General features: G+C 46.6%; 22 protein-coding genes and 1 other annotated feature. Of the genes, 20 read left to right on the top strand and 2 right to left on the bottom strand.

Going from position 1 to position 24,054, the window contains the following annotated elements:
* Window positions 1-53: 53 nt before the first annotated feature.
* The 19 genes from rlmB (at window position 54) to tuf (ending at window position 20,810) form a co-directional block, all read left to right on the top strand.
* Window positions 54-818: a 23S rRNA (guanosine(2251)-2'-O)-methyltransferase RlmB gene (gene rlmB, locus B2899_RS17100; RefSeq protein WP_286887332.1), complete on the top strand. Its 765-nt coding sequence runs from the start codon at window positions 54-56 to the stop codon at window positions 816-818.
* Window positions 819-830: 12 nt separating this feature from the next.
* The gene (locus B2899_RS17095; RefSeq protein ID WP_146810741.1) at window positions 831-1,343 is read left to right on the top strand and encodes an NYN domain-containing protein; all 513 of its coding nucleotides are present in this window, start codon (window positions 831-833) and stop codon (window positions 1,341-1,343) included.
* 76 nt (window positions 1,344-1,419) lie between these two features.
* Entirely contained in the window at window positions 1,420-2,058 is a 639-nt protein-coding gene (gene sigH, locus B2899_RS17090; RefSeq protein ID WP_146810743.1) for an RNA polymerase sporulation sigma factor SigH, read from the top strand.
* 154 nt (window positions 2,059-2,212) lie between these two features.
* Window positions 2,213-4,189 (top strand): methyl-accepting chemotaxis protein, encoded by a 1,977-nt coding sequence (locus tag B2899_RS17085; protein ID WP_286887329.1) that lies wholly within the window; start codon window positions 2,213-2,215, stop codon window positions 4,187-4,189.
* A gap of 144 nt (window positions 4,190-4,333) precedes the next feature.
* Window positions 4,334-4,483 carry a 50S ribosomal protein L33 gene (rpmG, locus tag B2899_RS17080; RefSeq protein WP_043063763.1) on the top strand — a complete coding sequence of 50 codons (150 nt, stop codon included), beginning with the start codon at window positions 4,334-4,336 and terminating at the stop codon, window positions 4,481-4,483.
* Window positions 4,484-4,519: 36 nt separating this feature from the next.
* Window positions 4,520-4,729 (top strand): preprotein translocase subunit SecE, encoded by a 210-nt coding sequence (gene secE / locus B2899_RS17075; RefSeq protein WP_146810746.1) that lies wholly within the window; start codon window positions 4,520-4,522, stop codon window positions 4,727-4,729.
* A 37-nt stretch (window positions 4,730-4,766) separates the two neighbouring features.
* Window positions 4,767-5,300, top strand: a complete 534-nt coding sequence (gene nusG / locus B2899_RS17070) for a transcription termination/antitermination protein NusG (protein ID WP_146810748.1) — start codon at window positions 4,767-4,769, stop codon at window positions 5,298-5,300.
* A 27-nt stretch (window positions 5,301-5,327) separates the two neighbouring features.
* On the top strand, window positions 5,328-5,753 hold the full coding sequence (gene rplK, locus B2899_RS17065; protein ID WP_146810750.1) for a 50S ribosomal protein L11: 426 nt from the start codon (window positions 5,328-5,330) through the stop codon (window positions 5,751-5,753).
* Window positions 5,754-5,881: 128 nt separating this feature from the next.
* A complete protein-coding gene (gene rplA / locus B2899_RS17060) occupies window positions 5,882-6,571 on the top strand; it encodes a 50S ribosomal protein L1 (RefSeq protein ID WP_146810752.1) in 690 nt (229 codons plus the stop codon).
* Between the two features lie 45 nt (window positions 6,572-6,616).
* Window positions 6,617-6,752: a sequence feature (ribosomal protein L10 leader region), on the top strand.
* Between the two features lie 26 nt (window positions 6,753-6,778).
* Window positions 6,779-7,276, top strand: a complete 498-nt coding sequence (gene rplJ / locus B2899_RS17055; protein ID WP_146810754.1) for a 50S ribosomal protein L10 — start codon at window positions 6,779-6,781, stop codon at window positions 7,274-7,276.
* Window positions 7,277-7,305: 29 nt separating this feature from the next.
* A complete protein-coding gene (gene rplL / locus B2899_RS17050) occupies window positions 7,306-7,671 on the top strand; it encodes a 50S ribosomal protein L7/L12 (RefSeq protein WP_146810756.1) in 366 nt (121 codons plus the stop codon).
* A gap of 158 nt (window positions 7,672-7,829) precedes the next feature.
* Window positions 7,830-8,429, top strand: coding sequence for a class I SAM-dependent methyltransferase (locus tag B2899_RS17045; protein ID WP_286887317.1), 600 nt, complete (start codon window positions 7,830-7,832; stop codon window positions 8,427-8,429).
* A 263-nt stretch (window positions 8,430-8,692) separates the two neighbouring features.
* Window positions 8,693-12,220, top strand: a complete 3,528-nt coding sequence (rpoB, locus tag B2899_RS17040) for a DNA-directed RNA polymerase subunit beta (RefSeq protein WP_146810760.1) — start codon at window positions 8,693-8,695, stop codon at window positions 12,218-12,220.
* Between the two features lie 35 nt (window positions 12,221-12,255).
* Window positions 12,256-15,897, top strand: a complete 3,642-nt coding sequence (gene rpoC / locus B2899_RS17035; protein ID WP_146810762.1) for a DNA-directed RNA polymerase subunit beta' — start codon at window positions 12,256-12,258, stop codon at window positions 15,895-15,897.
* 82 nt (window positions 15,898-15,979) lie between these two features.
* Window positions 15,980-16,228 carry a 50S ribosomal protein L7ae-like protein gene (locus tag B2899_RS17030; protein ID WP_146810764.1) on the top strand — a complete coding sequence of 83 codons (249 nt, stop codon included), beginning with the start codon at window positions 15,980-15,982 and terminating at the stop codon, window positions 16,226-16,228.
* Between the two features lie 149 nt (window positions 16,229-16,377).
* Window positions 16,378-16,800, top strand: coding sequence for a 30S ribosomal protein S12 (rpsL, locus tag B2899_RS17025; RefSeq protein ID WP_146810766.1), 423 nt, complete (start codon window positions 16,378-16,380; stop codon window positions 16,798-16,800).
* A gap of 58 nt (window positions 16,801-16,858) precedes the next feature.
* Window positions 16,859-17,329 (top strand): 30S ribosomal protein S7, encoded by a 471-nt coding sequence (rpsG, locus tag B2899_RS17020; RefSeq protein WP_146810768.1) that lies wholly within the window; start codon window positions 16,859-16,861, stop codon window positions 17,327-17,329.
* A 71-nt stretch (window positions 17,330-17,400) separates the two neighbouring features.
* A complete protein-coding gene (fusA, locus tag B2899_RS17015) occupies window positions 17,401-19,482 on the top strand; it encodes an elongation factor G (RefSeq protein WP_146810769.1) in 2,082 nt (693 codons plus the stop codon).
* Window positions 19,483-19,619: 137 nt separating this feature from the next.
* On the top strand, window positions 19,620-20,810 hold the full coding sequence (gene tuf, locus B2899_RS17010; protein WP_146810771.1) for an elongation factor Tu: 1,191 nt from the start codon (window positions 19,620-19,622) through the stop codon (window positions 20,808-20,810).
* Between the two features lie 158 nt (window positions 20,811-20,968).
* Here the strand turns inward: tuf and ftsW are convergent, their stop codons facing one another.
* Window positions 20,969-22,156: a putative lipid II flippase FtsW gene (gene ftsW / locus B2899_RS17005; RefSeq protein ID WP_286887310.1), complete on the bottom strand. Its 1,188-nt coding sequence runs from the start codon at window positions 22,154-22,156 to the stop codon at window positions 20,969-20,971.
* Window positions 22,157-22,442: 286 nt separating this feature from the next.
* Between ftsW and phoU the strand changes: the two genes are divergently transcribed.
* A complete protein-coding gene (gene phoU / locus B2899_RS17000) occupies window positions 22,443-23,087 on the top strand; it encodes a phosphate signaling complex protein PhoU (RefSeq protein WP_146810775.1) in 645 nt (214 codons plus the stop codon).
* A gap of 152 nt (window positions 23,088-23,239) precedes the next feature.
* On the opposite strand, the gene B2899_RS16995 is transcribed toward phoU, so the two are convergent.
* Complete coding sequence (locus tag B2899_RS16995; protein WP_146810777.1) at window positions 23,240-23,470, bottom strand: glutaredoxin family protein; 231 nt, start codon at window positions 23,468-23,470, stop codon at window positions 23,240-23,242.
* Between the last annotated feature and the right edge of the window lie 584 nt (window positions 23,471-24,054).

Raw genomic sequence — 24,054 nt, 5'->3', positions numbered from 1 at the left:
AGAGCGGTTGGACGAGATTTTATCGTATTCGCTCGACTGGGTGGAGAAAACGAATGAATAAAAAGGAGTTTGCCATGAGTGAATATATTGTTGGGAAGAATCCCGTTCTTGAAGCGCTGCGCTCAGGACGCTCAATCAATAAAATATGGATTGCCGAAGGCTCGCAAAAAGGGGTAACCGGCCAGGTTATGGCGCTGGCAAAAGAAGCGGGAGTAACGATTCAAATCGTGCCGCGCAAGAAGCTGGATCAGGCTGCCGCAGGAGAGAGTCATCAAGGTATTCTCGCCTATATTGCTGCTTACGACTATGTAGAAGTAGATGAAATTCTTGCCCGGGCAGAGACCTCCGGAGAACCGCCATTTCTTGTCATTTTGGATGAAATAGAGGACCCGCATAATCTTGGCTCTATTCTTCGGACAGCAGATGCCACAGGTGTACACGGTGTTATCATTCCAAAACGTCGCTCGGCCGGCTTAACATCTACAGTGGCTAAAGCATCGGCCGGGGCCATTGAATATGTCCCGGTCGCTCGTGTAGCAAATCTGGCGCGTACCATTGAAGATTTGAAAGAGCGCAATATTTGGGTTGTAGGAACGGACGCTTCCGGAGCAGAAGAATTTCGTGAAGCGCGGCTTGATATGGGCATTGCACTCGTCATTGGGAGTGAAGGCAAAGGCATGAGCCGCCTGATTGAAAAGAAATGTGATTTTACGGTTAAACTTCCGATGATTGGACATGTGACATCGTTGAATGCATCCGTCGCTGGAGCCTTGTTGATGTATGAAGTCTACCGCCAGCGTCATCCGTTAGCCAAGTAAGGGCGGAGCGGCATGGAAGAGATACTGATAGTGGATGGCTACAATGTCATCGGGGATTGGAAGAGACTGAAGGAAAAAAAGAAAATCAGCCTGGAAGAAGCGCGGGATGATTTGCTCGGTTGGCTTGCGGATTACCAGGGATTCACCGGGACGCGTGTTATTGTTGTGTTTGACGCACATAATGTCAAAGGCAAAGGAAAAAAAATGCGTGAACACCGTCTGGACATTCGCTATACGAAAGAAAAGGAAACGGCCGACGAATGCATCGAAAGGCTCGTATTCGAGTTATCTAATCGCCATCGTCAGATTTATGTAGCGACCTCGGATTATACAGAGCAGCGGGTAACATTCGGATATGGCGCTTTACGCAAATCAGCCCGCGAACTCTGGTTGGAGATGAAGCGGGTGAACCGTGACATTAGTGAGAAAGTACGGGAGACGAAGCAGCAGCCCAGAGGAAGAGGTCTTGAACTGAGCGACGAAATTAAAAAAAAATTCGAAAAGTGGCGTCGTGGGGACAGGTGATTTTATTGACGGTAAAAGGTTACATAATATATAATGGCTTTATCTAATGCATAACGGCAGGTCGGAGGGATGATGTTTGGCTGCAGACCATACCCGCTATGAAGCTCTATATGATGAGGACATTGTGGATCTTGTACGGTTAGGAGACAGCGACGCGCTGGAATACCTAATTAATAAGTATAAGAATTTTGTGCGCTCGAAAGCCCGTTCGTATTTTTTAATCGGTGCCGATCGTGAAGATATTGTGCAGGAAGGTATGATTGGGCTGTACAAATCGATTCGGGACTTTAAAGGAGATAAGCTTGCCTCCTTTAAAGCGTTTGCTGAATTGTGTATTACGCGCCAGATTATTACTGCGATCAAAACAGCCACCCGACAGAAACATATTCCTCTTAATTCCTATGTCTCATTGGACAAGCCCATTTATGATGAAGATTCGGATCGTACTTTGCTGGATATTATCTGCGGGACACGGGTGACGGACCCGGAAGAGTTGATTATCAACCAGGAAGAGTATGATGACATTGAAGACAAAATCAGCGAAATTCTGAGTGATTTAGAACAACAGGTGTTGCTTCTGTATTTGGACGGACGTTCGTACCAAGAAATTGCGGTTGACTTGCGTCGTCATGTAAAATCGATTGATAATGCTCTCCAACGAGTAAAACGTAAGCTTGAAAAATATTTGGAAGTTCGTGAAGTTTCTCAAGTGTAATAGAAGACAGATGAAGACAGGGCAAAAGCCCTGTTTTTATTTTTTTCAAAAACGATCTTAAATTATCAAAAAAGTTTGACGAAATATAATATATAAGTCATTTATCATGGTATAATAGTTTGAATTCGTTGATTTCTTAGAGAGGGGGAGAAGGATGAGAGCAAGAAGTCTTAAAATTAAATTGTTAGCAGTTATTATTCCGATTATTATGATAGCGCTTTCTTTTGTGGCCTGGCTGAATCATAATAAGGCCAAAGAATTTCTGGAAAGCAGCTTTCAGGAACGGGCGTTTATTCAGCTTGAATTGCTAAATAACAAAGTAACCGACTGGTTGGTGCAGCAGAAGGACCGCGTCACGAATATAGCTTCGAGCATGGATATCCGAAGCATGAATAAAGATATGCAGCTTTCCTATTTAAAATCCAAACTAAAAGAATATCAGGGATATGAGATGTTTTTTATTGCCGATTTACAGGGGAAGGCATTTACGACGGCAGGTCAAAAGGTGGATGTAGGTAACCGTCCATACTTTAAGCGGGTGACCAGTGGAGATTTCTATGCCATTTCCGACCCCCTTATCTCGCGGGCTTCCGGTAAATTGGTGGTGGTTATCGCAAGTCCGATTTATAATCAACAAAATCAACTCAGCGGTATGTTAGGCGCGACCGTTCCGCTTACCACGATGAACGAGATTGTCGTCAGTCAAAAGATCGGAGAGACCGGGTATGCGTATATGGTGCAGCGGGACGGCCTGGTTATCAGCTATCCGCAGCAAGAGGAAATTCTAAAACTTAATGTTCTCAAGTTGAACATTCCATCACTCAAGGAAGGTATTGAGCAGGCGTTTGTTGGTAAGACTGGATACAAAAGATATACCTATAAAGGCGTGGATAAATATGCGTTCTTTTCACAGGTATCGACCACAGGCTGGGTAGTTGCCATTACGGCTCCGGTCAAGGAAGCATCCAGTCAACTAGATTATCTGGCGAAATTATCATTCGTGACCGCCAGCGTCGTCCTTGTGTTTGCGGTTATTATTCTTATTGTATTTTCCTCGCGTTTCGTGCGTCCGATTCGCCATCTGAGCGAGTTGACGGCCATGATTGCAGCGGGCGACTTAACGGTGAAAACGCCAAACCGCAGCAATGATGAAGTAGGAGTGCTTAGCCGTAACTTTAACCAGATGGTTGAAAGTGTTCATATGCTATTGCTTGAAATCAAGGAAGCTTCCCAAAAAATGCGAAAATCTTCAGAAGTTCTTACATTGGCCAGCCAGGAGACAACACACTCTGCGGAGCAGGTAGCGGTGACGATTAACGATCTGGCGGAAGGCGCCGGAGATATTGCCCACTCTATTCAATCGGCAAACATGGAGGTTGCGCTCGTCAATGAAAGTCTGCAGCAAATCTCCGTTTATGCCGATGAAATGAACCGAACGTTTATCGCGACCAACGAATTGACGGAAGAAGGCGAGAAGGCAGTGCAGGCGGCCATGGATAAAATGGAAGAGATTCAACGAATGGTAGACAGTGCGTCCGAAGTCGTACAGAAGCTTGGTGAACGTTCTGAAGAAATCGGGCAGATTGTTAGTCTGATAACCGGGATTGCTTCACAGACGAACCTGCTCGCGCTGAACGCCAGCATCGAAGCGGCACGTGCCGGTGAAGCGGGCCGAGGCTTTGCGATCGTGGCGGATGAAGTCCGCAAGCTTGCGGAAGCGACGGATAAAGCGGCAGGCAATATTTCACGGATTGTGCAGGAGAACAAGCGGGAGACGCACGAAGCAATTGATTCGATTCTGCGCGGACACGACGTGATTATCGAAGGACGGGAAATGGTGCACCACACCGGTGATTCGTTTGGTAAAATTCATGAGCATATTAAGCTTGTGGGTGAGAGGAGCGCGTATATTACTTCATCTATTAAAGTGGCGGAAGAGAATGCCCGCAAAGTGTTGGAACAGATGGAGCGCGTCTCAGCGATTACGGAAGAAGCGTCCGCAGGCTCTGAGGAAGTGGCGGCGGTCAGCGAGCAGCAGGCAGCGGCCGCACAGCAGTTGTCAAATGATGCGGCTAATATGGCTCGTCTATCTGATCAGATGGAAAGCTTGGTGGCGCGATTTAAGATGTAGAAGTAGATGTCAAAATTTTTGTTTGACACCTATTTTCCACTGTGATAAAGTATTTGAGGTAGCCGTGTGCAAACACGGTTTTACTTGATGCAAAATTAACTATGAAAAGCCGATAACGGCTAATAATGTGGGAGGTGTAACATCATGCGGGTAACTGTAACGTTAGCGTGCACCGAGTGCAAACAACGCAACTATACCACAACGAAAAACAAACGTAAGCAAACGGAACGCATCGAGATGAAGAAATACTGCAAATTCTGCAATGATCATACTCTTCATCGTGAAACTCGCTAATGTATTGTAAGAGTTCGATTTTATTGGGGGTGCGTTATGAGTTTTGTTGATAAACTCAAACGCGGACCGGCCTTTTTGAAGGAAGCCTGGACCGAACTGAAGAAAGTGACATGGCCGACCCGTAAAGAACTGGTTTCTTACACGACGGTCGTGCTGGTAACGGTGACGCTCATCGCAATCTTCTTCTTAGTAATCGACTTAGGTATTTCTCAACTTCTCGAATTTATATTGAAGACCGGGAAATAATGATGGGGGGGTAAGGACACCTGTTTGTCCTCGAATCATGGAAAAACACTGGTATGTAGTTCACACTTATTCAGGATACGAGAATAAGGTGAAAACAAATCTGGAAAAGCGCGTCGAGTCAATGGGAATGGAAGATAAAATCTTCCGCGTGCTGATTCCTACCGAAGAGGAAACCGAAGAACGCGACGGTAAGAAAAAAGTCGTAACGAAAAAGGTTTTTCCGGGGTACGTGCTCGTCGAGATGGTAATGACCGACGATTCCTGGTATGTGGTACGTAATACGCCGGGTGTGACCGGGTTCGTTGGCTCTGCAGGTGCGGGTTCGAAACCGACTCCTTTACTTCCTGAAGAAGTGACTTCGATTATGAAGCAGATGGGCATGGAAGAATCTGTGCACCGTGTCGACTTTGAGCTGAAAGAAATGGTGAAGGTTAAAGAAGGTCCGTTCGCCAACATGGTTGGTTTGGTTGAAGAGATTCAACTGGACAAGCGCAAAGTCAAAGTATTGGTTGATATGTTTGGACGCGAAACGCCGGTTGAGTTGGACTTTGCTCAAGTGGCTAAGTTATAGAGCTATTGTTTCTAGGAGGTGTACCACATGGCTAAAAAAGTTATGAAAGTCGTTAAACTTCAAATCCCCGCAGGTAAAGCGAACCCGGCACCGCCGGTTGGTCCGGCTCTCGGTCAAGCTGGTGTGAATATTATGGGATTCTGTAAAGAATTCAATGCTCGTACACAAGAACAAGCAGGTCTGATTATTCCGGTTGAGATTACCGTGTTCGAAGATCGTTCGTTCACATTCATCACAAAAACTCCGCCGGCTGCAGTTCTGCTGAAAAAAGCTGCAGGAATCGAATCTGGTTCCGCTGTACCGAATAAAACAAAAGTTGCGACTGTGAAACGCGACAAAGTTCGTGAAATCGCTGAAACCAAAATGCCTGACCTGAACGCGGCAGATGTAGAAGCTGCTATGCGCATGGTTGAAGGTACTGCCCGCAGCATGGGCATCACAATCGTTGACTAATTAATTGGCTGGCTAACCAAACATGTTTCTGCCGCAGGGTTGTGTAAGTACGGAGTGTATCCGTCGACGCGCAGCCCTGTTTCGTGGGAGGCACAACCGTTAAAACCACAATTAAGGAGGAAATTAAAGTGGCGAAAAAGGGTAAGAATTACTTAGAAGCTGCAAAACTGATTGACCGCAACGTTGCTTATGAAATCGACGAAGCTCTTGAACTCGTTAAAAAAGCTTCGAAAGCTAAATTTGATGAAACTGTAGAAGTAGCATTCCGCCTGGGCGTTGACCCTCGTAAGAACGATCAACAAATCCGCGGCGCTGTTGTACTTCCGCATGGTACTGGTAAAACTTCTCGCGTGCTTGTATTTGCAAAAGGCGAAAAAGCGAAAGAAGCAGAAGCTGCAGGAGCAGATTATGTAGGCGACGAAGACTACGTAGCGAAGATTCAACAAGGTTGGTTTGAATTCGACGTAGTTGTTGCAACGCCGGACATGATGGGTACTGTAGGTAAACTGGGTCGTGTACTCGGACCGAAAGGCTTAATGCCGAACCCGAAAACTGGTACTGTAACATTTGAAGTTGAAAAAGCGGTTAAAGAAATTAAAGCAGGTAAAATCGAATACCGTACAGATAAAGCGGGTAATGTCCACGCTCCGATCGGTAAAGTATCTTTCGAAAGCGAGAAGCTTGCAGAAAACCTGCGCACGCTGATCGATACCCTGCAAAAAGCAAAACCGGCTGCCGCAAAAGGTACTTACATGAAGAATATCACTGTAAGCTCCACAATGGGTCCCGGCGTAAAAGTTGCTGTTCCTACAAAATAATGGCTTGACATAAATTCTTAGGATTGATAAGATAGCATTTGTTGATAAATGAATATGCCGTTACCGTAGACAGAAGGTGCCTGACACGGTCAGGCTTAATTTCCTTCCGAGGTGCTGATGAAGATATAGATTGATGTATCCGAAGCCTTCGCATGTCTGCGTGGGCTTTTTTCATTATAAAAGTCTCATGCTACAGGAGGTGCAAACATGTCCGTACGTGAAGAGAAAGTTCAAATCGTTAACGAAATCGTTGAGAAACTTCAAAATAGCAAAAGCACAGTCGTAACTGACTACCGTGGGCTGAACGTAGCACAAGTAACTGAGCTGCGCAAGAAGTGCCGCGAAGCTGGCGTAGAGTTTAAAGTGTACAAAAACACACTGACTCGCCGTGCGACTGCTGAAGCGGGTCTGACTGATCTGGATGCGGTATTGACTGGCCCTACAGCCATCGCATTCAGTAAGGAAGATGAAATCGCTGCTGCAAAAGTTCTCTCTGATTTCGCAAAAGCAAACGAAGCTCTTGAAATTAAGGGCGGCGTAATGGAAGGCAAAGTCCTTTCCGTTGACGAAGTGAAGGCTATCGCTAGCCTGCCGAATCGCGAAGGTCTGCTCTCTATGTTGCTTAGCGTGCTTCAAGCACCTATTCGCAACTTCGCGCTTGCTGTTAAAGCTGTCGGTGACCAAAAAGAAGGCCAAGAGGCTTAATCTACTTATTTGTTAGGAGGAAAATTACAATGAGTAAAGAACAAATCATTGAAGCGATCAAAGAAATGTCCGTTCTTGAACTGAACGATCTTGTAAAAGCAATCGAAGAAGAATTCGGCGTAACTGCAGCTGCTCCGGTAGCAGTTGTGGGTGGCGCTGCTGGCGGTGCTGCTGAAGCTGAACAAACTGAATTCACAGTTGTTCTGGCTAACGCTGGTGCTTCCAAAATCAACGTTATCAAAGTTGTTCGCGAAATCACGGGTCTTGGCCTGAAAGAAGCGAAAGCTATGGTTGACGGCGCGCCTGCAAACGTTAAAGAAGGCGTTGCTAAAGAAGAAGCTGAACAAATCAAAGCTAAGCTTGAAGAAGCTGGCGCAACTGTTGAACTTAAGTAGTTTTTAACTGCTCATAATAAGCCCGGCGTGCGATGCGCCGGGCTTTATTTTAGAGGCAGGAGGATAGAAGAATAGAAAGAAAAAGGATGCTCCTTTTTCTGCATAAATTTTAACTTCTATTTTCTTACTTCCAACATGGCCAATATGAGGAGACGCGGATGGAACATTACTATACGAATCAACCTGGAGCCGACAGTAAAGAGCAAACTTTCACGTTCGAGTTGCGAGGCAGAGAGTTTCGTTTTATTACCGATCGCGGCGTTTTTTCGAAAAATCGCATTGATTTTGGCAGTGTCCTTTTAATTGAGGCAATGGAAATCAAAGATGGGATGGACGTTCTCGATGTGGGCTGCGGGTATGGTCCGATAGGAATGGCCGCGGCAACGCTCTCCCCATCAGGTAATGTTCTTATGGTGGATGTGAATGAACGGGCTGTGTCGCTTGCGAACCGGAATATAAGCTTGAATGCAATTCAGAATGCGCAGGCGATAGTAAGCGACCGCCTTACCGCTGTACCTTCCGACCGGAAGTTTGATGTGATTCTAACCAATCCGCCGATTCGCGCCGGGAAGCAAGTGGTACACGGCATTTTCGAAGATGCGGTTCACTATCTGGTGCCGGGAGGAAGCCTTTGGATCGTTATTCAAAAAAAGCAGGGAGCCCCCTCTGCGCTTGCAAAACTGCAAGGATTGTATTCTGAAGTACGGGAAGTCGCAAAAAAGAAAGGATATTCCGTTTTTCAGGCAATAAAATCTTGAGTTGACATTGTTTTTCGCATGTGATATCGTTATTTAATGCCACTGTATATGCGAACGAGTGGATGGAAACTGCATAAAATGTCAACCTTTTTTTTGTGAAATGAAAGGAAGGTTATGAAGTAAGTATGAGAATATTATATCCGGGAAATACTGGAATAATATTAGCATCCGGTTCTTCAAATTAATAATAAAGTCTTCTCTACATACTAATAGGAAGGCTTTGTTCTTTTTTGTGCAAAAACTCGGTTTGAGAGGTGAATAAGTTGGCAGGTCATCTAATTCAGTGTGGACGTCATCGCCAGCGTCGCAGCTACGCGAGAATCAAAGAGGTAATGGAATTACCGAACCTGATTGAAATCCAACAGAAGTCATATGAATGGTTCTTAGAAGAAGGGCTTCGCGAGATGTTTCATGATATCTCGCCGATTCAAGATTTCACAGGCAATCTTGTTCTTGAATTTATTGATTACAGTTTAGGTGAACCGAAATATTCTGTCGATGAATCAAAAGAACGAGATGTAACGTATGCTGCTCCGCTGCGTGTGAAAGTTCGTCTCATTAACAAAGAAACGGGAGAAGTCAAAGAACAGGAAGTATTCATGGGTGATTTCCCGCTTATGACAGAGACGGGTACTTTCATAATCAATGGAGCTGAGAGGGTTATTGTTAGTCAGCTTGTTCGTTCTCCTAGCGTTTATTTCAGCACAAAAGTAGATAAGAATGGTAAGCAAGCTTATGCTGCAACCGTTATTCCAAACCGAGGCGCATGGCTTGAACTCGAAACCGACGCGAAGGACATTATTTATGTTCGTATCGACCGTACGAGGAAGATCCCGGTTACGGTTCTTTTGCGTGCATTAGGGTTCGGTACGGATGTAGAAATCTTGAACCTGCTCGGCGAAGACGAGTATATCAAGAATACGCTTGAGAAAGACAACACGGATTCAACTGAAAAAGCACTTATCGAAATCTATGAAAGACTGCGTCCGGGTGAGCCGCCGACTGTCGAGAATGCGAAGAGCCTGCTGATTTCTCGCTTCTTCGATCCGAAGCGATATGACCTCGCGAACGTAGGTCGCTATAAAATTAATAAGAAACTCCATATTAAGAATAGATTATACAATCAGCGTTTAGCTGAAACATTAATTGATACAAACACGGGCGAAATTATCGCAGAAGCAGGCCAAGTGATTGACCGCCGTCTGCTCGATCGTATTCTGCCGTTTCTTGAAGATAACGTTGGATTTGTAAACGTAAGACCTCGCGGTGGCGTGTTGGAAGAAGAGATTCGTCTGCAGTCTATTAATATCTTCTCCCCGACCGAAGACGGAAAAGTTATCAAAGTTACGTCGAACGGCATGATTGATAAAAAAGTTAAGCATATTACGCCGGCTGATATCATCGCGTCTATCAACTATTTCATTAATCTGCTGCATGGTATTGGCACAACGGATGATATCGACCATCTGGGTAACCGTCGTCTGCGTTCTGTAGGGGAACTTCTGCAGAATCAGTTCCGTATCGGTCTGTCCCGGATGGAGCGTGTAGTGCGTGAGCGTATGTCCATCCAGGATGCGAACGCGATTACACCGCAGGCATTGATTAACATTCGTCCGGTTATTGCGGCGATCAAAGAGTTCTTCGGAAGCTCTCAGCTCTCGCAATTTATGGACCAGACCAATCCGCTGGCTGAGCTTACACACAAGCGCCGTCTGTCTGCACTTGGACCTGGCGGTTTGACGCGTGAGCGCGCAGGCTTCGAAGTACGTGACGTTCACCATTCTCACTACGGGCGCATGTGTCCGATTGAGACTCCAGAGGGTCCAAACATTGGTCTGATTAACTCGCTGTCCTCGTATGCGCGCATTAACGAATACGGCTTCATTGAGACGCCGCGCCGCAAAGTGGACCCGGAAACGAACCGTGTAACGATGGAGATTGAATATTTGACCGCGGATGAAGAGGATGTATTCAATGTGGCGCAGGCCAATGCACCGCTGACGGAAGATGGACGTTTCGCCAATGAGATGGTCATTTGTCGCCGGAAAGGCGAAATCGTTACCGTACCGCGAGATAAGGTCGATTACATGGACGTATCGCCGAAGCAGGTTGTATCTGTTGCGACTGCAATGATTCCGTTCCTGGAAAATGACGACGCCAACCGCGCGCTAATGGGGGCGAACATGCAGCGTCAAGCTGTACCGCTGCTCGTGCCGGAAGCTCCGTTTATCGGTACAGGTATGGAGCATAAAGCTGCCAAGGACTCCGGTGTAGCCACTGTTGTTCGCCATTCGGGTGTTGTTGAACGCGTAACTGCTCGTGAAATTTGGGTGCGACGTCAAGAAGAAGTAGATGGCCGCCTGGTTATGGGTGACATTGATAAATATAAACTGCATAAGTTTGAGCGTTCTAACCAGGGAACATGCATTAACCAGCGTCCGATTATCAAAAAAGGCGAAGTGGTAAAAGCCGGGGACATTATCGCAGATGGCCCTTCCACGGAGAAGGGCGAGTTGGCTCTTGGCCGCAACGTCGTAGTTGCGTTCATGACCTGGGAAGGTTACAACTATGAGGACGCCATTTTGTTAAGTGAGAAACTCGTAAAAGAAGACGTCTATACTTCGATTCATATTGAAGAGTATGAATCGGAAGCACGCGATACGAAGCTTGGACCGGAAGAGATTACACGCGATATTCCGAACGTCGGGGAAGACGCACTGCGTAATCTTGACGAACGCGGAATTATTCGCATCGGTGCCGAAATTAAAGACGGCGATATTCTGGTAGGTAAGGTTACACCGAAGGGCGTAACAGAGCTGACGGCGGAAGAGCGCCTGCTGCATGCCATCTTCGGTGAGAAAGCGCGCGAAGTGCGCGATACATCCCTGCGCGTGCCTCACGGCGGCTCCGGTATTGTCGTCGATGTAAAAGTCTTTACCCGTGAGAATGGCGATGAACTTCCGCCGGGAGTAAATCAGCTTGTGCGCGTATATATCGCACAGAAACGGAAAATCTCCGTTGGAGATAAGATGGCCGGACGACATGGTAACAAGGGGGTTATTGCCCGTATCCTTCCGGAAGAGGATATGCCGTTCCTACCGGATGGCACACCGGTAGAGGTTGTACTGAATCCGCTGGGGGTACCGTCTCGGATGAACATTGGGCAGGCGCTCGAAGTTCATCTTGGCATGGCCGCTAAGACGCTTGGTATTCATATTGCTACGCCGGTATTTGACGGTGCGACCGAAGAAGATGTATTTGATACCTTGGAAGAGGCTGGATTAAGCCGCACAGGTAAGACGCTTCTGTATGACGGACGTACAGGAGAGCCATTTGACCGCACGGTAACTGTCGGGGTCATGTATATGATTAAACTGGCTCACATGGTTGACGATAAAATCCATGCTCGCTCTACAGGACCGTATTCTCTCGTTACCCAGCAACCGCTCGGCGGTAAAGCGCAGTTCGGCGGTCAGCGTTTCGGGGAGATGGAAGTATGGGCGCTCGAAGCATACGGTGCCGCTTATACGCTCCAAGAAATCCTCACTGTCAAATCGGATGACGTTGTGGGTCGTGTGAAGACATACGAATCCATTGTTAAAGGAGAAAATGTACCGGAACCTGGTGTACCGGAGTCCTTTAAAGTATTGATTAAAGAGCTGCAAAGTTTAGGTATGGACGTAAAAATTCTCTCCGAAGACGAACAGGAAATCGAGATGCGCGATACGGATGAAGATGACGATACATCCGGAGAGAAGCTGCACCTGAATATCAGCGGTACCGAAGAATAAAGGATGAAACCGGGAAGTAATGGGAGGTATGCGCCTTGTTAGATGTGAATAATTTTGAGTATATGAAGATTGGCCTCGCATCGCCGGATAAGATTCGTTCCTGGTCTTACGGGGAGGTCAAGAAGCCGGAAACCATTAACTACCGGACCTTAAAGCCGGAAAAAGAAGGCTTGTTCTGCGAGAAAATTTTCGGGCCGACAAAGGACTGGGAATGTCACTGTGGAAAGTATAAGCGTGTTCGCTACAAAGGTGTAGTCTGCGATCGTTGCGGCGTTGAAGTAACCCGCGCGAAAGTGCGCCGGGAGCGCATGGGGCACATTGAACTGGCTGCCCCTGTTTCCCACATCTGGTATTTCAAAGGGATTCCGAGCCGCATGGGGCTTGTGCTTGACATGTCCCCGCGCTCTTTAGAAGAAGTTATCTACTTCGCATCTTATGTCGTTGTTGATCCGGGCGAGACGCCCCTGGAGAAAAAACAGCTGCTGTCCGAGAAAGAGTACCGTAACTATCGTGAGAAGTATGGTAACTCATTCACGGCCTCCATGGGTGCGGAAGCGATTAAGCGGCTGCTCGCGGAAATCGATCTCGACAAAGAGGTAGATTACCTGAAAGAAGAATTGAAATCAGCGCAAGGACAACGACGCAACCGCGTGATTAAGCGTCTGGAAGTGCTGGAAGCATTCCGTAACTCCGGCAACCGTCCGGATTGGATGGTGCTTGATGTACTGCCGGTCATTCCGCCGGAACTTCGCCCGATGGTACAGCTGGACGGCGGACGTTTTGCAACGTCTGATTTGAACGATCTGTATCGCCGCGTAATTAACCGGAACAACCGTCTGAAGCGCCTTCTGGACTTGGGCGCACCGGATATTATCGTACAGAATGAGAAGCGCATGCTGCAGGAAGCGGTGGATGCGTTGATCGATAACGGACGCCGTGGCCGTCCGGTAACAGGCCCGGGTAACCGTCCTCTCAAATCTCTCAGTCATATGTTGAAAGGTAAGCAGGGACGTTTCCGTCAGAACCTGCTTGGTAAGCGTGTTGACTACTCCGGACGTTCGGTTATCGTTGTAGGTCCGCATTTGAAGATGTATCAGTGCGGTCTGCCAAAGGAAATGGCGCTTGAACTGTTTAAGCCTTTCGTTATGAAAGAGCTCGTTAGCAAGGGGCTTGCGCACAATATCAAATCAGCGAAGCGTAAAGTGGAGCGCATTCATCCAGAAGTATGGGACGTTCTTGAAGATGTAATCAAAGAACACCCGGTTCTCTTAAACCGTGCTCCTACGCTGCACAGACTGGGTATTCAGGCGTTCGAACCTACGCTGGTAGAAGGTCGTGCCATTCGTCTGCATCCGCTTGTATGTACGGCATATAACGCCGACTTCGACGGTGACCAGATGGCCGTGCACGTTCCGCTGTCTGCCGAAGCACAGGCAGAAGCTCGTATTCTGATGTTAGCGGCGCAAAATATTTTGAATCCAAAAGACGGAAAACCGGTTGTTACGCCGTCTCAGGACATGGTACTCGGTACGTACTACCTGACCATGGAAAACAAAGAAGCTAAAGGGGAGGGCCATATCTTCTCCAATGCAAACCAGGCGATTGCCGCATACTCGAACGGACATATTTCGCTGCATGCCCGTATTGCCCTGCCGCCGGAGAGTCTAAATAAGACATCCTTTACGCCGGAGCAAGCGAAAGCTCCATTGATAGTAACGACGGTCGGAAAGATCATCTTTAATGAAATCTTCCCGCCGGAACTGCCGTTTATCAATGAGCCGACGAAAGAAAATTTGCAGAAGAAAGTTCCGGACAAATTCTTCATCTTCGAAAAAGGGACAAACGTGAAAGAATTCCTGAAGCAGCTTCCTGAGCAGGACGCGGTAAAAAAAGGATATCTGGGTACGATTATTTCCGAGTGTTTCCGTCGCTTCGGAACGACGCAAACATCCGTTATTCTTGACAGAATCAAAGCGAACGGCTTTAAATATTCCACCCAGGCAGGTATCACAGTTGCCGTTGCCGATATTCAAACTCCGGCCGAAAAGCAAGAAATTCTTGCAAAGGCCGAAGAACAGGTACAAAAAGTTATGCAGCAGTACCGTCGCGGTTTGATTACGGAAAACGAGCGCTATGACCGGGTTATCAGCATCTGGAGCAAAGCGAAGGACGACGTAACCAAGGTGCTCATGGCATCGCTTGATAAGTTCAATGCGATTAACATGATGGCTACATCCGGTGCTCGTGGTAACGTCTCGCAGATTACTCAGCTTGCGGGTATGCGTGGTCTGATGGCGAACCCGTCCGGACGTATTATCGAGCTTCCGATTAAATCGAACTTCCGTGAAGGCCTTACCGTATTGGAATACTTTATTTCCACGCACGGTGCCCGGAAAGGTCTGGCCGATACCGCGCTTCGTACGGCGGACTCCGGTTACCTGACACGCCGTCTCGTCGACGTGGCGCAGGATGTTATTGTACGGGAAGAGGATTGCGGTACGGATAAAGGCGTTATGGCAAGCGCGCTCCGTGACGGCAAAGAAGTGATCGAAGAACTGTATGACCGTATCGTTGGGCGCTATTCGTTCCAAACAGTGCGTCATCCGGAGACGGGTGAAGTCATTGTCGGCCGCAATGAGCTTATCGACGAGAACATCGCGGACGAAATTATGGCCGCAGGTATTACTGAAGTGAACATTCGCTCTGTTATCGGCTGCCGCACGCAGCACGGGGTATGCAAGAAATGCTATGGCCGCAATCTGGCGACAGGCAAGCAGGTCGACATCGGTGAAGCAGTGGGTATTATCGCTGCGCAATCCATCGGTGAACCGGGTACACAGCTGACGATGCGTACGTTCCATACCGGTGGTGTTGCCGGAGACGATATCACGCAGGGTCTTCCGCGTATCCAGGAGCTTTTCGAAGCCCGGAATCCGAAAGGCCAGGCGATTATCACGGAAATCGAAGGGGAAGTTATTGATATCCGCGAAGGCAAAGATCGTCGTGAAGTGGAAATCCGCGGTGAGACGGAGAACAAGGTATATCAAATTCCTTACGGTTCCCGTCTGAAGGTTTCTGTCGGAAGTAAAGTCGATATCGGTGAAGAGCTGACGGAAGGCTCTATCGATCCGAAAGAGATGCTTAAAATCCGCGGTATGCGCGGTGTTCAATACTACATCCTGCAGGAAGTACAGAAAGTATACCGTATGCAGGGGGTAGAAATTAACGACAAGCACATAGAAGTTATGATCCGTCAGATGCTGCGCAAAGTGCGCGTCATTGATAGCGGAGATACGGATCTTCTGCCGGGTTCTTATGTGGAAATCCACGAGTTCGAAGAGGCAAACAAGAAAGTACTGTGGGATGGCAAACAGCCCGCTGTTGCACGTCCGGTGCTTCTCGGTATTACCAAAGCATCGCTTGAAACAGATTCCTTCTTATCCGCAGCTTCGTTCCAGGAGACTACACGTGTCCTGACAGATGCTGCGATTAAAGGAAAAGTGGATCGTTTGTTAGGTCTAAAAGAGAATGTTATCATTGGTAAGCTGGTTCCTGCCGGTACAGGCATGAACCGTTACCGCAATATTTCTTTGCAGCATGAACTCATGCCGGCAGAGAAAGCGGCGGATTCCGCTTTGCAAGAAGAACGGTTCGAAGACGTTATGCTTGAAAAATAATCTAAATTAAATTTGTTGACACACAGCGCCGTAAATGATATGATGTCTGAGTGTGCCTAATACTGCTTTGGAGGATATGTAAATGTCTTATGAAAAAGTAGAACAGGCTAAAGCGACTGTGATTGGTGTGAAGCAGACCGCACGAGCGATTGAGAATGGCCAGATAGCCGAAGTCATCGTGGCGCGGGACGCAGATACCCGATTAACCGGAAAGGTTATCTCACTATGCCAAGATAAAGGTCTGCCGGTTCATTATGTCGATTCAATGCGCCGCTTAGGCAAGGCATGCGGGATTGATGTAGGAGCCGCGATGGTTGGTTTGAAATTATAATATGCAACTCAAATTACGTTTTTGTTTATTCCGGGAGCTCATCTTTACGGTGTGCTCTCGGAAGCAAAAACTTTTCGTTTGCCTATCGATGAACCACCAGGACCTGTGGTCTTAAATTCACTCGTGAACATTGGAAGGAGGTGCGACACATGCCAACAATTAACCAACTCGTACGCAAAGGTCGCGAAAAGAAGGTTTACAAATCTAAGTCTCCGGCTCTTGGAAAAGGCTACAACAGCATGAAGAAAGAGTTGACTAACACGAATTCTCCACAAAAACGTGGTGTATGTACTCGTGTAGGTACAATGACTCCGAAAAAACCGAACTCAGCGCTTCGTAAATATGCTCGTGTACGTTTAACAAACGGAATCGAGGTTACTGCATACATCCCTGGAATCGGCCACAACCTGCAAGAACACAGCGTTGTTCTTATCCGTGGCGGCCGTGTAAAAGACCTGCCAGGTGTACGCTACAAAATCGTACGTGGTGCGCTGGATACAGCGGGTGTACAAAACCGCCTGCAATCCCGTTCCAAATACGGCACAAAACGTCCAAAAGCGCCGAAAGCTTAATCTGCTTAAAGCGAGATAAGACATACGAAAAAACTTAAAGGCAAAGGAGGGGAAACGAATGCCACGTAAAGGCCCAGTACCTCGTCGTGATGTGTTACCTGACCCGATTTACAATAGCAAATTAGTAACTCGCCTAATCAATCGTATGATGATTGATGGTAAGCGCGGAGTTTCTCAGCGCATTCTGTATGATGCTTTCAATCTTGTTCAACAACGCTCTGGCCGTGATGCCATGGAAGTGTTTGAAGAAGCAATGAAAAACATCATGCCGGTTCTCGAAGTGCGCGCACGCCGTGTAGGTGGTGCGAACTATCAAGTTCCGGTTGAAGTTCGTCCGGAGCGCCGCACTACTCTTGGACTTCGCTGGTTGGTAGAATACTCCCGTAAACGCGGTGAGAAAACGATGGAAGAACGCCTCGCAGGCGAAATTCTGGATGCTGCCAACAATACAGGCGCAGCTGTGAAAAAGCGTGAAGACACGCACAAAATGGCGGAAGCAAACAAAGCATTTGCTCACTACCGCTGGTAGAATACAAAGCGGACATGGAGTCCGCTTTGACCTTGCCAAATCTCTAAATTGAGAAAGGGGCTAGTACTTACATGGGACGCGAATTCCCCTTAGCCAAGACTCGTAATATTGGTATCATGGCTCACATCGATGCCGGTAAAACGACGACGACGGAACGTATCCTGTTCTATACAGGCCGCGTGCATAAAATCGGTGAAACTCACGAGGGTGCGTCGCAAATGGACTGGATGGAACAAGAGCAGGAGCGCGGTATTACAATTACATCCGCTGCAACAACTGCTCAATGGAAAGGTTACCGCGTTAACATCATCGATACTCCGGGTCACGTAGACTTCACAGTTGAAGTAGAGCGTTCTCTCCGCGTCCTCGATGGTGCGGTTGCCGTTCTCGATGCCCAATCCGGTGTAGAGCCGCAAACGGAGACAGTATGGCGTCAAGCGACGACATACGGCGTGCCGCGTATCGTGTTCGTCAACAAGATGGATAAACTCGGTGCGGACTTCCTCTTTTCCGTTCGTACGCTGCACGAACGTCTGCAGGCGAACGCGCATCCGATCCAATTGCCGATCGGTGCAGAGGAGAACTTCCGTGGTATCATCGACCTTGTCGAGAAGAAAACATATATCTATACAAACGACCTTGGAACAGATATTGAAATCACTGAAGGCTTCCCTGCTGAGTACGCTGAGCAGGCAGAAGAACTGCGCAGTCAGCTGATCGAAGCAGTTGCTGACTTTGACGAAGAACTCATGATGAAATATCTCGAAGGTGAAGAAGTAACAGTTGAAGAGTTGAAAGCGGCGATCCGCAAAGCGACGATTAGCGTTAAGTTCTATCCTGTTACTTGTGGTTCTGCATTCAAGAACAAAGGCGTTCAGCCGATGCTTGATGCTGTTATCGATTATCTCCCGGCACCGACTGACGTTCCGGCGATTAAAGGTGTGCTTCCGAATAGTGATGAGCAAGTAACGCGAGAATCAAGCGACGAAGGTCCGTTCGCAGCACTTGCATTCAAAATTATGACTGACCCTTATGTGGGTAAGCTAACGTTCTTCCGTGTGTACTCCGGTACACTCGAGTCTGGTTCGTACGTGCTGAACTCTACCAAAGGTAAGCGCGAACGTATTGGTCGTATCCTGCAAATGCACGCAAATCACCGTGAAGAAATCAAACAGGTTTATTCCGGCGATATTGCTGCGGGCGTAGGTTTGAAAGATACAACTACAGGGGATACTTTGTGCGATGAGAAAAATCCAGTAATCCTGGAATCTATGGAATTCCCTGAACCGGTTATCCGTATTGCTATTGAGCCGAAAACAAAAGCCGACCAGGATAAAATGGGGATGGCGCTTGCGAAATTGGCTGATGAGGATCCGACATTTAAAACGTATACTGATGAAGAAACAGGCCAAACGATTATTGCAGGTATGGGTGAGCTTCACCTTGATATCATCGTTGATCGTATGCGTCGTGAATTCAAAGTAGAAGCTAATGTCGGTGCTCCACAGGTTGCATACAAAGAAGCCTTCCGCCAAGGTGCGAAAGTTGAAACCAAGTATGCAAAACAATCTGGTGGTAAAGGTCAATACGGCCACGTTGTGGTTGAATTCGAACCAGGCGAACCGGGAACAGGTTTTGTATTTGAAAACAAAATCGTCGGTGGTGCGATTCCGCGTGAATACATTCCGGCAGTTCAAGCAGGTATTGAAGAAGCGATGGCAAACGGCGTTCTTGCCGGTTACCCGATTCTCGATTTGAAAGCAACGCTTGTTCATGGAAGCTACCACGAGGTTGACTCCTCCGAGATGGCGTTCAAAATCGCCGCTTCTATGGCTCTGAAAGAAGCAGGTAAGAAAGCTAACCCTGCTATTCTTGAGCCGATGATGAAAGTAGAAGTTACCGTACCGGAAGAATACATGGGCGATATCATGGGTGACATCAACTCCCGTCGCGGACGTATCGAAGGTATGGAAGCTCGTGGTAACGCACAAGTGGTTCGCGGTTTTGTTCCGCTGTCTGAAATGTTCGGTTACGCAACAAACCTGCGTTCTCGTACGCAAGGTCGCGGTACTTACTCTATGCACTTCGATCATTATGAAGAAGTGCCGAAGAGCATTGCTGAAGAGATCGTTAAGAAAGCTAAAGGTCTGTAATTTTTCAGCAAAAACCCTTTATTATAATTAAAGAAAGGGTTAAAATGTGTAGAAGGTATATGGCCTTCGCACGTTTGGATCTTTCTTTATAAATACTTAACTTCTTAAAACCTTTGATTAAGGAGGCTTTTTCCCAAATGGCTAAAGCAAAATTTGAGCGGACTAAACCGCACGTAAACATTGGTACTATTGGTCACGTTGACCATGGTAAAACTACCCTGACTGCTGCTATTACAACCGTTCTGTCTCAGACTGGTAAAGCGCAAGCTATGGATTACGGCAGCATCGATGCTGCTCCGGAAGAGCGTGAGCGCGGTATCACAATCTCCACTGCACACGTTGAGTATGAGACTGACAACCGTCACTATGCACACGTTGACTGCCCGGGTCATGCTGACTATGTTAAAAACATGATTACTGGTGCTGCTCAAATGGACGGTGCTATCCTGGTAGTATCCGCTGCTGACGGTCCGATGCCGCAAACTCGCGAGCACATCCTTCTGTCTCGTCAAGTAGGCGTTCCTTACATCGTTGTATTCATGAACAAATGTGACATGGTTGACGATGAAGAGCTGCTTGAACTGGTTGAAATGGAAATTCGTGACCTTCTGTCCGAATATGAGTTCCCGGGAGATGACATTCCGGTAATTAAAGGTTCTGCTAAAGAAGCTCTGGACAACCCGACTGGCGAATGGGCTCAAAAAATCCTTGAACTGATGGATGCTGTTGACAGCTACATCCCGACTCCGGAGCGTGCTGTTGATCAGCCGTTCTTGATGCCGATTGAGGATGTATTCTCCATCACTGGCCGTGGTACAGTTGCTACTGGTCGTGTAGAGCGCGGTATCGTTAAAGTTGGTGACCAAGTTGAAATCCTTGGTCTGACTGAAGAGCCGAAAACTACAACTGTAACAGGTGTAGAAATGTTCCGTAAGCTTCTGGATCAAGCAGAAGCTGGTGACAACATCGGTGCGCTGCTTCGCGGTATTGACCGTAATGAAGTTGAGCGTGGACAGGTTCTGGCTAAGCCGGGTTCTGTAAAACCGCATACTCAATTCACTGCTCAAATCTACGTTCTGTCTAAAGAAGAAGGTGGACGTCACACTCCGTTCTTCGCGAACTATCGTCCGCAATTCTACTTCCGTACAACAGACGTAACTGGCATCATCAAGCTGCCGGAAGGTACTGAGATGGTTATGCCTGGCGATAACGTTGAGATCACTGTTGAACTCATCAGCCCGATCGCTATGGAAGAAGGTACTCGCTTCGCTATCCGCGAAGGTGGACGTACTGTTGGCGCCGGTGCGGTTGCTACTATCCTTAAGTAATTTCTGCACACTGTGCATAAGAAAAAACTCGGTCTTCGGACCGGGTTTTTTATTTGGAATCATAATCTGTATTCAGGTATTCAAAAGCCCCTCTCACTACGAGTGAGGGGGGCTTTTTGGCATGTTAATCACTATGTTTGTTTGCTCCCGGGTTTGCCCTATGCCTTCTGCCGCTGTGTATTCACTTTTGTTGTACTGCGTACAGGCCGTTGTTCCTGATTATCTAGCTTCCGGATGGTTTGTTTATAGTTTTCACGGGAAATACTTAATATGATACCGATACTGATCATATTAAGCAACAAGGATGAACCTCCATAGCTGATGAACGGAAGCGGAACGCCGGTAATCGGAATCAGGCCCGTAACTCCACCGATATTGATAAAAGCCTGGATAAATATCATACTAACTACGCCAACACCAACCAATGTGGCAAACGTATCTTTAATTCGCAGCGTAATAAGCAGAATGCGCCATAGGAAGAGCAGATATATCACCAAAAAGATGGTAGATCCGATAAATCCGAGCTCTTCCGCCAAAATGGAAAAAATAAAGTCGGTCTGTACCTCGGGAAGATAAAGATATTTCTCTATGCTTTGACCGAAGCCCGCCCCGGTGATACCACCATGTGCAAGCGCGAAATAAGAGTGAGCAAGCTGATAACCGGATCCAAGTCCTTCCAACCCGTCCGCCCAGGGATCGCCTACGTTTTGCAGACGGTTCCAGCGGTATGGTGAAAGAAATACAAATAGAAAGCCGCCAATGGCGAAAGGAATGCCCGCAAAAAAGAGATGCTTTAAATTCACTCCGCCTGCAACAATAACCGCAAGGGATGTCATTAGCAGAATAACGGCTGATCCGAAGTCAGGCTGTATCCCAATAATGGTACAGAACAAACCGACGATAACGAAAACAGGGACAAGCCCTTTCTTAACGTCACGAATTTTCTTGCCTTTTTTTGAGATTAATGCGGATAGATAAATAATCACCGCCAGCTTGGCGAATTCGGCCGGCTGCAGTGAACCGATACCAAGATTAATCCAACTGCGTGCTCCGTTTCGTATGACGCCGATGCCCGGAATCAGTACAGCAATCAACAGCAGAAAGGCAATCGCAGCAATCCCAAAAAAGTGTTTCTTGTAGAATGTATATGGAATATTCATGGTAAACAGCATGAATACTATGCCGATAATGGCCCACATCACCTGTTTCTTCATAAAGTATGTGTCAGTACCGAATTTATCCAGGGAGAGAACTGAACTGGCGCTGTAAACAATCACAATCCCAAATCCTACAAGAAAAAGGGTAAGGAGAAGAATGGGAAAGTCAGGTCTTCCTCTTGTTTTCATATTTTCCTCCGGATATATAATTTGCTTAAATTGCATAAACATAGAAATGCATATTAGTAGTTTACTACACTCTGTTAAGGGAATCAGGGGTATTTTTTACTTTCTTTGCACGGAGAAAAGTAGTCATAGAATTTCATTGCATATTAACAATGGCTTAACTTTCAATTAATACTTCTATTTTATGATGAAAAGATATTGCATGTAGCGTTGTTCTTATCGGAAACATGGAGGGCGAAATTATATAGAAAGTAGCAATTATTGAAATGGGAAGGAGGAGAAAGCCTGAATGCAAGAACGTCAGTTAAATCAATTGACGAATGAAGTGGCGGAGATGGCGGCCATTGCTCAAGCAGGGTTTCTGCAGGCATGGCGGGCGTTTCTGGAAGCGGACTTAACGCTGGCCAAAGAAGTTATCGTGCGTGACGAAAAGTTAAATGTGCTGGCCGAAAAAATTTTTAAAATGAGTCTCCGTCTTATCGCATTGCAAGCACCTGTAGCGGCTGACTTGCGGGCGATTGGCTCTTATTTGAAGATTGTAACCGATTTAGAGCGCATTGGGGATTTGTCGGTTTCGATCGCTAAAGTGGTCGTCCGCCTCGATGGAAAAGCGTATCAACTCGCTTTATTTGAAATGCCGACGATGGGTGAAAAAGTGAAAGAGATGCTGGATGTGTGCGTGCAGGCGATCAAGAGTGGGGATGCACGTCGATTGCGTCTTCTCGATGAAATGGATGATATTATTGACGCATACTACAGTAAGTGTTTTGATTATGTGGAATGGAGCATGGAAAGACAACCGGAACTAATAAAAGAAGGCGTGCAGTTGATTAAAGTGCTGCAGTCGCTGGAACGAATCGGGGACCATGCAACCAATATCGGGGAATGGGCATTATATATATCTACGGGAAGTATTGCTGATTTGAATACGTAGATATATAAAGAGGAAAGGCGGTTGCATCGATGCAGTCGCCTTTTTCTTGCGGTATAGAAAAGTATATTTCGCTTTACAGGAATAAAGCAAAATATAGCTGTATACGTCTTGCGGATGACCCCGTTGTTCTTCCACTTGAATAAAGAAGAAGGTTATGCTTCTTGCAAAAGGTTATCCAATTCAGCAGGCTCGAATCCTTTTACAGCCTTGCCGTTGACTACGGTAACCGGAATGCCCATAATGCCGAGCGCTTCAACTTCCTTCTGATATACCGGATTAGACAGCAGATCGCGGACTTCAAATGTATAGCCTTTATCTCTCAGATAGTTTTTGACAAGTTCGCAGGTGCTGCATCCGGGAGCGGAATACACAATAATTGCCATATTAATCCCTCCTGTTTTTACGATTTCCCTCTTTAATTATATAGAAAATGATTCGGCATGTAAGGTTGGAATACACTTCATCACTTTAAGGTTTTTACGAATAAAAGAAGAAAAAGAAAAATATTTTCGTATTGTAGCCATTGTAGTGATGAGTGCTGTACTTGACCGTTATCATAAAACGTCGTTAATCAAGAAAAACAACAAATATATTGGGGAAATGGAGGAAGCGAATGAATGCGGGGCTTTTGGCCGGTCCGTGACTCCATCGTGAGAAAACAAAAGCGCAGAGAAATATCTTCTGTGTTTTTTATTGAAAAAACAGTTGACCATATTATTTGTTATATGATAAATTAATTCTTGTCGTCACAAAAGGAACTAGAAGAACGTTGAAATATTTTTTAAAAAACGCTTGTAATTAGATTTGAAATGTAATAAAATAATAAGGTATTCGTTGAAACGCAACGATACATAAAAAAAAGAAGTTCCTTGAAAACTGAACAGTACCACTCGATGTGTGCGAGTAAAACAAACCCATAAAAGTGTGATGAATGCTTTTATGGGGCCCGAAACAATTTCGTTTCAAT

Origin of the sequence: Aneurinibacillus sp. UBA3580 (genome assembly GCF_002375825.1) — a bacterium.
GTDB classification, from domain to species: Bacteria; Bacillota; Bacilli; order Aneurinibacillales; family Aneurinibacillaceae; genus Aneurinibacillus; species Aneurinibacillus danicus.
The sequence above is the reverse complement of the archived record's forward strand: the minus strand, read 5'-3'. Positions and strand labels throughout refer to the sequence as shown.

Bases quoted from the DNA above. Each gene is read 5' to 3' on its own strand.
- rlmB (WP_286887332.1), top strand. From the start codon at position 54: ATGAATAAAAAGGAGTTTGCCATGAGTGAATATATTGTTGGGAAGAAT.
- B2899_RS17095 (WP_146810741.1), top strand. From the start codon at position 831: ATGGAAGAGATACTGATAGTGGATGGCTACAATGTCATCGGGGATTGG.
- B2899_RS17085 (WP_286887329.1), top strand. From the start codon at position 2,213: ATGAGAGCAAGAAGTCTTAAAATTAAATTGTTAGCAGTTATTATTCCG.
- rpmG (WP_043063763.1), top strand. From the start codon at position 4,334: ATGCGGGTAACTGTAACGTTAGCGTGCACCGAGTGCAAACAACGCAAC.
- secE (WP_146810746.1), top strand. From the start codon at position 4,520: ATGAGTTTTGTTGATAAACTCAAACGCGGACCGGCCTTTTTGAAGGAA.
- nusG (WP_146810748.1), top strand. From the start codon at position 4,767: ATGGAAAAACACTGGTATGTAGTTCACACTTATTCAGGATACGAGAAT.
- rplK (WP_146810750.1), top strand. From the start codon at position 5,328: ATGGCTAAAAAAGTTATGAAAGTCGTTAAACTTCAAATCCCCGCAGGT.
- rplJ (WP_146810754.1), top strand. From the start codon at position 6,779: ATGTCCGTACGTGAAGAGAAAGTTCAAATCGTTAACGAAATCGTTGAG.
- rplL (WP_146810756.1), top strand. From the start codon at position 7,306: ATGAGTAAAGAACAAATCATTGAAGCGATCAAAGAAATGTCCGTTCTT.
- B2899_RS17045 (WP_286887317.1), top strand. From the start codon at position 7,830: ATGGAACATTACTATACGAATCAACCTGGAGCCGACAGTAAAGAGCAA.
- B2899_RS17030 (WP_146810764.1), top strand. From the start codon at position 15,980: ATGTCTTATGAAAAAGTAGAACAGGCTAAAGCGACTGTGATTGGTGTG.
- rpsL (WP_146810766.1), top strand. From the start codon at position 16,378: ATGCCAACAATTAACCAACTCGTACGCAAAGGTCGCGAAAAGAAGGTT.
- rpsG (WP_146810768.1), top strand. From the start codon at position 16,859: ATGCCACGTAAAGGCCCAGTACCTCGTCGTGATGTGTTACCTGACCCG.
- fusA (WP_146810769.1), top strand. From the start codon at position 17,401: ATGGGACGCGAATTCCCCTTAGCCAAGACTCGTAATATTGGTATCATG.
- tuf (WP_146810771.1), top strand. From the start codon at position 19,620: ATGGCTAAAGCAAAATTTGAGCGGACTAAACCGCACGTAAACATTGGT.
- ftsW (WP_286887310.1), bottom strand. From the start codon at position 22,156: ATGAAAACAAGAGGAAGACCTGACTTTCCCATTCTTCTCCTTACCCTT.
- phoU (WP_146810775.1), top strand. From the start codon at position 22,443: ATGCAAGAACGTCAGTTAAATCAATTGACGAATGAAGTGGCGGAGATG.
- B2899_RS16995 (WP_146810777.1), bottom strand. From the start codon at position 23,470: ATGGCAATTATTGTGTATTCCGCTCCCGGATGCAGCACCTGCGAACTT.